The sequence below is a fragment of the Synechococcus sp. H60.1 genome (assembly GCF_047462335.1).
Lineage (GTDB): Bacteria > Cyanobacteriota > Cyanobacteriia > Thermostichales > Thermostichaceae > Thermostichus.
On the sequence record NZ_JANSJA010000165.1, the window covers coordinates 25,068 to 31,978 of the forward strand.

Below are 6,911 nucleotides of genomic sequence, written 5' to 3' on the forward strand. Positions count from 1 at the left end.
GCCGGCCAATTTTGGGGCGGAAGAGGTGGGCGTGGTCAGGGCTGTAGAGCCGCGAGCGGGCCGAGCCGGCTCCTGCCAAGCCCCGTAGGGCGGGACTGATGAGGTAAAGCACGGTGCGCTCCAGGCCGGCTTGCCGCGTGAGGGCTGCCATCTCCGCCAGGGATCCCAGCCAGATCCGCTCGTCCGGCCAGCCCAGACGGTAGCAAATGGCCACCGGGGTATCGGCAGGATAGTGGGTCATTAGATCCGCCTGGGCTTGTTCCACATGGCGGGCGCTCAGGTAGAGACACAGAGAGGCGCGGTGAGCCGCCAGACTGGCCAGGGCTTCCGCTGCCGGCACACGCGTCCGGCCACTGGCGCGGGTGAGGATGATCGTCTGCACCAGCTCCGGCACCGTTAGCTCCACTTGCAAACGGGCGGCTGCCAGTTGAAAGGCGCTCACCCCCGGCACGATCTCAAAGGGGATCCCAGCCTCCGCCAGCCGAATCAGCAACTCGTGCAGAGCACCGTAAAGAGACGGATCCCCATCCTGCAGCCGCACCACCCGCAGCCCTGCCTTGACCCGCTCCACCATCTGAGGCAGCAGCGTTTCCAAGGTGAAAGCGCGTGTATCGATGGCCTCCACCCCAGGGCGACAATGGGTCAGCAGCCCCTCCGGCACCAAAGAACCTGTGTAGAATACTACATCTGCTTCCGCGAGTACTCTCTGGCCCCGCAGGGTAATCAGCTCAGGATCCCCGGGGCCGGCGCCGACAATGTGGACAGGCCAGTAGGATGAAGTCTGCTCGCTCATCCGCTCTCCTCTCGCCCCAGCAGCCAGCATCCTAACAGCAGCTAATCTCCCAAAGGTGGGAAGGGATCCCTCCCTCGCTCCAGTCCGTATTATCTCTGTAGTATAATAGCATACAGACAGCTCAGTCGAGAGGTTGCCTGTTGTTGCGCAGCACAGAGGAGGGAAAGGGTGTGAGGGGCATTGCGCAACGGCTAGATGCCCGAGGGATCCCACGGGTGGATCATGGGGTTGTGCTGAGGTTGGCGATGCCCTTGGTGCTCAGCGCTGGCATCCAGGCGCTGATGGGCATAACCGACACTTGGTTTATTGGTCAAATCTCCAGCCAAGCCTTGGCCGGGATGAACGCCGCCTGGCTGCCCACCCAGGTGGCCTTGACCCCCTTCCTGAGTCTGGGGCGAGCAGTGCAAACCTTGGTGGCGCAAACCTACGCCAGCGGAGATCCAAAGGGGGCCTCTCGCTATGCTTGGTCGGGAGTGGGGCTGGGGTTGGGCCTATTTCCCCTGTGCGGTCTCTTGTCGCTGTTGGGAGGCTTGCTGTATGGAGGGCTGCCCCTGCCGCCGGGGGTGGCGGAGCAAGCAGCGGCCTATTGGCAAATTCGCGTTTGGGGAGGCTCTGCCCTCTTGGGCACCTTTGCCTTGTCGGGTTTTTTTAACGGCATTGGCCGCACCTGGATCACTCTCTGGGTGAGTGGCTGGAGCGTGTTGCTCAACAGCATCCTCAATACCCTATTCATTTTCGGCTTGGACTGGGGGATCGCTGGAGCCGCCTGGGGCACAATCCTGTCGGAATATGGGGAGCTGACCCTCTACCTGCTGGTGTTTCTCTCAGCTTGGATCCACCGCGACTACGCTACGCGGCAAACCTGGCGCACGGGCTGGAAACCGTTGCGGCCATTGCTGAGATTGGGCCTGCCGATTGGGATCTACGCTTTGGCGGATATGAGCTCCTTCACGGTGTTTCAGTTGATGCTAGGCCAGTTGGGGGCTGTGGAGGGGGCAACGGCCCACCTGTGTCTGATGTTGTCTCGCTTTGCCTATTTGCCAGCCATCGGCCTGGAACAATCAGCCACGGTGCTAGTGGGCCAGGCTGTTGGCGCCGGTCAGCCAGCTTGGGCAATGCGCCTGGGAAATGCCGTGATGGGCTGGACGCTCGGCTACATGGCTGTGATCGGCGGCGGGCTGGCGCTTTTTGGGCAAGCCCTGCTCGGCCTATTCGTTACAGGGAAAGACGCCAACGCCGCAGCAATTCTGCATCTGGGGGGGAGGCTGCTGCGGATCATCGGAGTCTCGTTTCTCTTCGATGGCATCAACTTCTCTGCAGTGGGATGCCTGCGCGGCGCGGGAGATGTGCGGGCACCCATGGCGATCATGCTCGGGATGAGCTGGCTCTTTTTCTTGCCTTTGGCGCAAATACTGATCTTTCCCCAAAGCTGGATCCCTTTTCTGCCGGGGTTGGGATGGGGGGCTGTGGGGGGCTGGTTGGCCATGCTGATCTATGTCGCCGGCTTGGCCAGCCTGTTGCTCAGCCGCTGGCGCAGTCGGGTGTGGCAGAAGGCGGCTCTGCGGCAGGGCCACCGCCATAGTGAGTTGGGCTAGCGCGCCGGATCGAGGCGCTGCTGTAGAATTTGCTTGGCCAGCACCAGATCCCAGGGGGTGGTTAACTTCAGATTAGACTCCTCCCCTTCCACGATGTAAACTGGCCAACCCAGCTTCTCGAATAGGGCTGCGTCATCGGTTACCTGCCACCCCTGGGCCAGTGCCTCCCGATGGGCTTGCCACAACAGCGACAGGCGAAAGCCCTGGGGCGTTTGGGCTGCCCACAGCCGGCTACGCTCCGGTGTCGATTCGATTTGGATCCCCTTGGGGCCGCTTGCGGTTACTTTAATCGTGTCTTTGACAGGGATCGCGGCAATCAAGCCGTCCACTTGCTCCAAGGCGGCGCTGCAGCGATCGAACAACTCAGAGGTGGCCAGGCAGCGGGCCCCATCGTGAATCAACACCCGTTCCACCGTTCCCAGCCCATAGAGATACTCCACCCCCCTGTAAACCGACTCCTGCCGCGTCACCCCTCCTTGCAGAAGCTGCACCGGCGTGGACAGCTCGATGGACGCCAGGATCTGCTCCATGGCCGGCCAGTCGCCGGGTTGGGAGAGAATGCCAATCCACTCGATGGAATGCGCCCGATCTGCCGCCCGCAACGTCCAAGCCAGGACAGGCTGACCCAAAAGTGGCAACAACAGCTTGTTGACCGCCGCCCCCATTCGCTTGCCGCTGCCAGCCGCCGGGATCAACAGGTGCATGGGATCCAAAAGTGCATCCAACCGCATCCCAGTTTACAGCCAGGGAGGGCCAGGCTTGGCCCTCCTCATCGTTGACAGTGGCGATTGGTGCCGCTGGATCCCCTTCAGAGCCGGGGTGCCGCCTCAAGGTTGGTCCAACTCGGCAGAAGCAATCACAAAATCCGGGTAGGCCACGTTACCATGCTCGCCCACATCCAAGCCGGCCAGCTCCTCTTCAGCACTGGTGCGCAGGCCAACGGTTGCCTTGAGGATCAAAAACAGGATCAAGCAGGTGATGAAAGGCCAGAAGAAATAGGCTAGAGCGCCCACAACTTGTACCCCAAATTGCGCCCAGGTCACCCCTGAGTTGGCGTGGGCAAACCAAGGGATCCCTGCTGCCAACACCCCCCAAATACCACAGGTGCCGTGTACCGAAACGGCGCCCACCGGGTCGTCAATCTTCAGCACCGTATCCAGAATCACCGCCGAGATGACCACCAGGATCCCGGCCACCGAACCGATGATCAAAGCTCCCAGAGGGTGGACAGTGTTGCAAGGAGCAGTGATCCCTACCAAGCCGGCCAGCACCCCGTTGGCGGCAAAGGTCATATCCGGCTTGCCAAAATGCACCCAGCAGGTGATCATCGCCCCAATGGCCCCTGCCGAAGCGGCTAGCAGCGTGTTCATGGCAATCCAGCCGATATCGGGGCTGGCGGCTGTGGTCGAGCCGGCGTTGAACCCAATCCAACCCAAGGTGAGGATAAACACCCCCAACATCCCCAGAGGCAGGTTGTGGCCGGGAATCGCCCGTGGCTCTCCGTTGGGGCCGTACTTGCCGATGCGAGGGCCAAGCACCATGGCCCCGGCTAAGGCGGAAGCGCCCCCCACCAAATGCACTACGCCCGAACCGGCAAAGTCGATGAAGCCCAGATCTTCCAGCCAGCCGCTGGTGCCACCGTTGTAGTCGCCAAACAGCCCATTCCAAGCCCAGCCCCCCGAGATGGGGTAGATCAGCCCAGAGATGACGACAGAGTAGATGAGGTAGGCCACGAACTTGGTGCGCTCCGCCATGGCCCCGGAAACAATGGTGGCAGCGGTGGCGGCAAACACCATCTGGAAGACGAAGAATGTAAAAGGCCAGTCCCCTGCTTCGTGGGCTTGCTGCCAACTGAAAGCAAACCAGCTCCTGCCAAAGAAGCCAGTATTTTCTCCAAACATCAGGCCAAACCCGATGAACCAAAAGGCGCAACAGCCCATGCAAAAGTCCATCAGGTTTTTCATCATAATGTTGGCGGCATTCTTGGCGCGGGTAAAGCCCGTCTCCACCATGGCGAACCCCGCCTGCATGAAGAACACCAAGGCTGCCCCCACCAGCGTCCAGACAATGTCAGCATGTTTCTGTACGACTTCCGCGTCCTGAGCGAAGGCGCTCTCCTGACCCAACAGGAAAACCAGCGAAATCGTCAGAGCAGCAGTTAGGCCCCCCTGAGCTGGTTGCCAAAGCCACTGCAGTGCTTGGCCTTTGAGTCTTTGGATCATCCTTGTAGACATGCTTTTCGACTCACCTAAAGTGACGGTACTTTTACAACGCATTAACTGGGGCAAAGATCCCTCATTTGCCCACTGCAAGCCAGCCTGGGACTCGGATCGAGCTACCCAGGCTCCAAGACCTTCCCTGCTTTACAGGGCGTCTTGGTTGAGTTCGCCGGTACGGATGCGAATGGTTTTCTCGACAGGGCTGATGAAAATCTTGCCGTCCCCGATTTCGCCGGTGCGAGCCGCCGCGATCAGCTTCTCCACAACCGTGTCCACCAGGTCGTCTTCGACCACGATCTCCACCTTCAGCTTTTGCAGGAACTCTACCGTGTACTCGGATCCCCGATAGCGCTCGGTTTGTCCTTTTTGCCGACCAAAACCCCGCACTTCGCTCACTGTCATGCCGACAATTCCGGCATTGACCAGGGCAATTTTCACCTCATCCAGCTTGAAGGGCCGAATTATAGCCTCGATCTTTTTCATTGGCCTCCCATATCCCCAACAATCCCGCTAATTTCTAACACTACTAAAACCTGCAAATTGTAAATCTAGATACATTTTCGTTCTTCTACTGAGAATGCTTACCACTCTAGATTTGCTCTCGTCAAGACCAGAAGGCTAGGCCTGGGCTACTTTAGCTTTTTAAGAAGTTCGCGCTGGCATCTCACGAGCTTAGTCTTTCACCGGCCGTTGAGGATCGAGGAGAATCCAGACTGGCTGTGACGAGGGCCACTGCCAGCCACCACAGCATCTGCACCTGGGGACGGTACCAGATGGTGTCCACCAGGCCGTGGGCCATCATGCCGGTGCAGGCTGCTAAACCTGCCGCCACCCACAGGCCCTGGGGATCCCGGGAGCTGAGCAAAGTGTTCCAGCCTCTCCAGCCGTGATCCCAGAGCACCAGGAGGAACCAAGCAAAAGCCAGGAATCCGACTAAGCCCGTCTCCAAGGTAATCTGGAGCGGCACCGAGTAGGCTGCAAGGGCGCTGAAGTTGCCCCGCTGGTAGAGGGGATAGACGCGGTTGAAGGCGACATTGCCAGGGCCGATCCCCAAGATGGGAAAGTCGCGGATCATCTCCAGCACCGCCGCCCAGACGTTGAGGCGAAAGTTGTTGCTGGTATCTAGCCGTCCCCAAAGGAGGCTCTGAGCCCGTAGCCGCAAGGGGCGTACCGTCAAGATGGCAAGCAGCAGCGCGGCTGCGCCCCCTCCCAAGAGAGCCGGCACCGTCCAGCGCTGCCAACGGGCCGGCAGGCGGGGGGCGTACCATTGGGCCAGCAGCAGGGCCATCATCCCCAGCGCTGCCAGCCCCCCAATCCAGGCACCGCGGCTGTAGGTCAGCCCCAGACAGATAAGGTTGACGGCGGTTGTAAACCCCACCAGGAGCTTGATCCCCCAACCCGGCCAGAGGCAGATGGCAGCCAGCCCCAGCGGGAGGAGGGGAACCAGGTAGCCTCCATACAGGTTAGGGTTGCGCAGATAGCTGTACACCCGTGTCAGGCCCGCCAAGCCCGATTCTGGATCTACCCAGGTGGCCAGTTCGGCCGCCCCGTAAAAGTACTGCCGCAGGCCGTAGATCCCCATCCCCAGGCTGACCAAGAGCAGGGATCCAACAATCCCATCTCGGAATTGGGGTTGGCGCAGCAGACGATGCAAAAGCAGATAGCCGGCTAAGTAGAGCGTCAGCTTCAGCCAGCCATCCCGCGCCGCATAGGGAACCGGCGAGAGGAGCGTTGCCAGGGTAGCAATTCCCCAGAAAAGGCCCAGGGGCAGATGGACAGGTAGCCCAGTCGGGGTTTCCACCAGCCAGCTCAAGACCACAAGCGCCGCCATGGCCAGTAGGATTAGGCCGAGGATGCCGGTGGAGCTTTGGGAGGAAAAGACCCAGTAGAGCAACACCAGACCCAAGCCAATCCCGTCCAAGCCTTGGACGAGCAAGCTGCCTTGGCCCCAGTTTTTCAGGGATCCCGACAGGCGGCCCAAAAGGCTGCCCTGCCACCAGGAATCGATAGGAAAACCCCGCAGCAGCAGAGCTTGCCACAGTTGCCTTGCTTGTTCCATCGCCGCTTTCCAGCCCCCTGGGCACCTCTCCCTCTGCCTCTGCTCATCTTCCGAGTTTATCTCCCCAGCGGCCAGGGGTAAGGACATCAGGGCAGGCGGGATCCCTCCCTCTGGAAGTGGAGGACTCTAGCTGCTTCGGGAGCACGTTAGGTTGAGAGTTGGCTCCTAGCCTTGCCACGACCAACCTCAAAATTTCTAGAGGTGCACCGCCGCATGAGACAATGCACTTAGAATCATGCCAAAGC

6 protein-coding genes are annotated in these 6,911 nt (G+C 60.4%); 1 reads left to right on the forward strand and 5 read right to left on the reverse strand.

Translation table 11 applies throughout. The features are described 5' to 3' along the window. Window positions 1–793: precorrin-4 C(11)-methyltransferase (gene cobM / locus NW852_RS08470; RefSeq protein ID WP_414426643.1), on the reverse strand; the 793-nt coding region annotated here is incomplete at its 3' end. 170 nt (window positions 794–963) lie between these two features. Here cobM and NW852_RS08475 point away from each other — a divergent pair. Continuing rightward, complete coding sequence (locus tag NW852_RS08475; protein ID WP_414372033.1) at window positions 964–2,388, forward strand: MATE family efflux transporter; 1,425 nt, start codon at window positions 964–966, stop codon at window positions 2,386–2,388. Here NW852_RS08475 and ispD read toward each other — a convergent pair. The 4 genes from ispD to NW852_RS08495 all read right to left on the reverse strand — a co-directional run bounded on the left by ispD (window position 2,385) and on the right by NW852_RS08495 (window position 6,666). After that, window positions 2,385–3,092: a 2-C-methyl-D-erythritol 4-phosphate cytidylyltransferase gene (ispD, locus tag NW852_RS08480; protein ID WP_414366265.1), complete on the reverse strand. Its 708-nt coding sequence runs from the start codon at window positions 3,090–3,092 to the stop codon at window positions 2,385–2,387. The two genes, NW852_RS08475 and ispD, sit on opposite strands and share 4 nt — an antisense overlap. A 123-nt stretch (window positions 3,093–3,215) precedes the next feature. Continuing rightward, window positions 3,216–4,622: an ammonium transporter gene (locus tag NW852_RS08485; protein ID WP_414366261.1), complete on the reverse strand. Its 1,407-nt coding sequence runs from the start codon at window positions 4,620–4,622 to the stop codon at window positions 3,216–3,218. A gap of 129 nt (window positions 4,623–4,751) precedes the next feature. Beyond that, window positions 4,752–5,090 (reverse strand): P-II family nitrogen regulator, encoded by a 339-nt coding sequence (locus NW852_RS08490; RefSeq protein WP_414366262.1) that lies wholly within the window; start codon window positions 5,088–5,090, stop codon window positions 4,752–4,754. A 181-nt stretch (window positions 5,091–5,271) separates the two neighbouring features. After that, window positions 5,272–6,666, reverse strand: a complete 1,395-nt coding sequence (locus NW852_RS08495) for an IctB family putative bicarbonate transporter (protein WP_414372036.1) — start codon at window positions 6,664–6,666, stop codon at window positions 5,272–5,274. Window positions 6,667–6,911 lie beyond the last annotated feature (245 nt).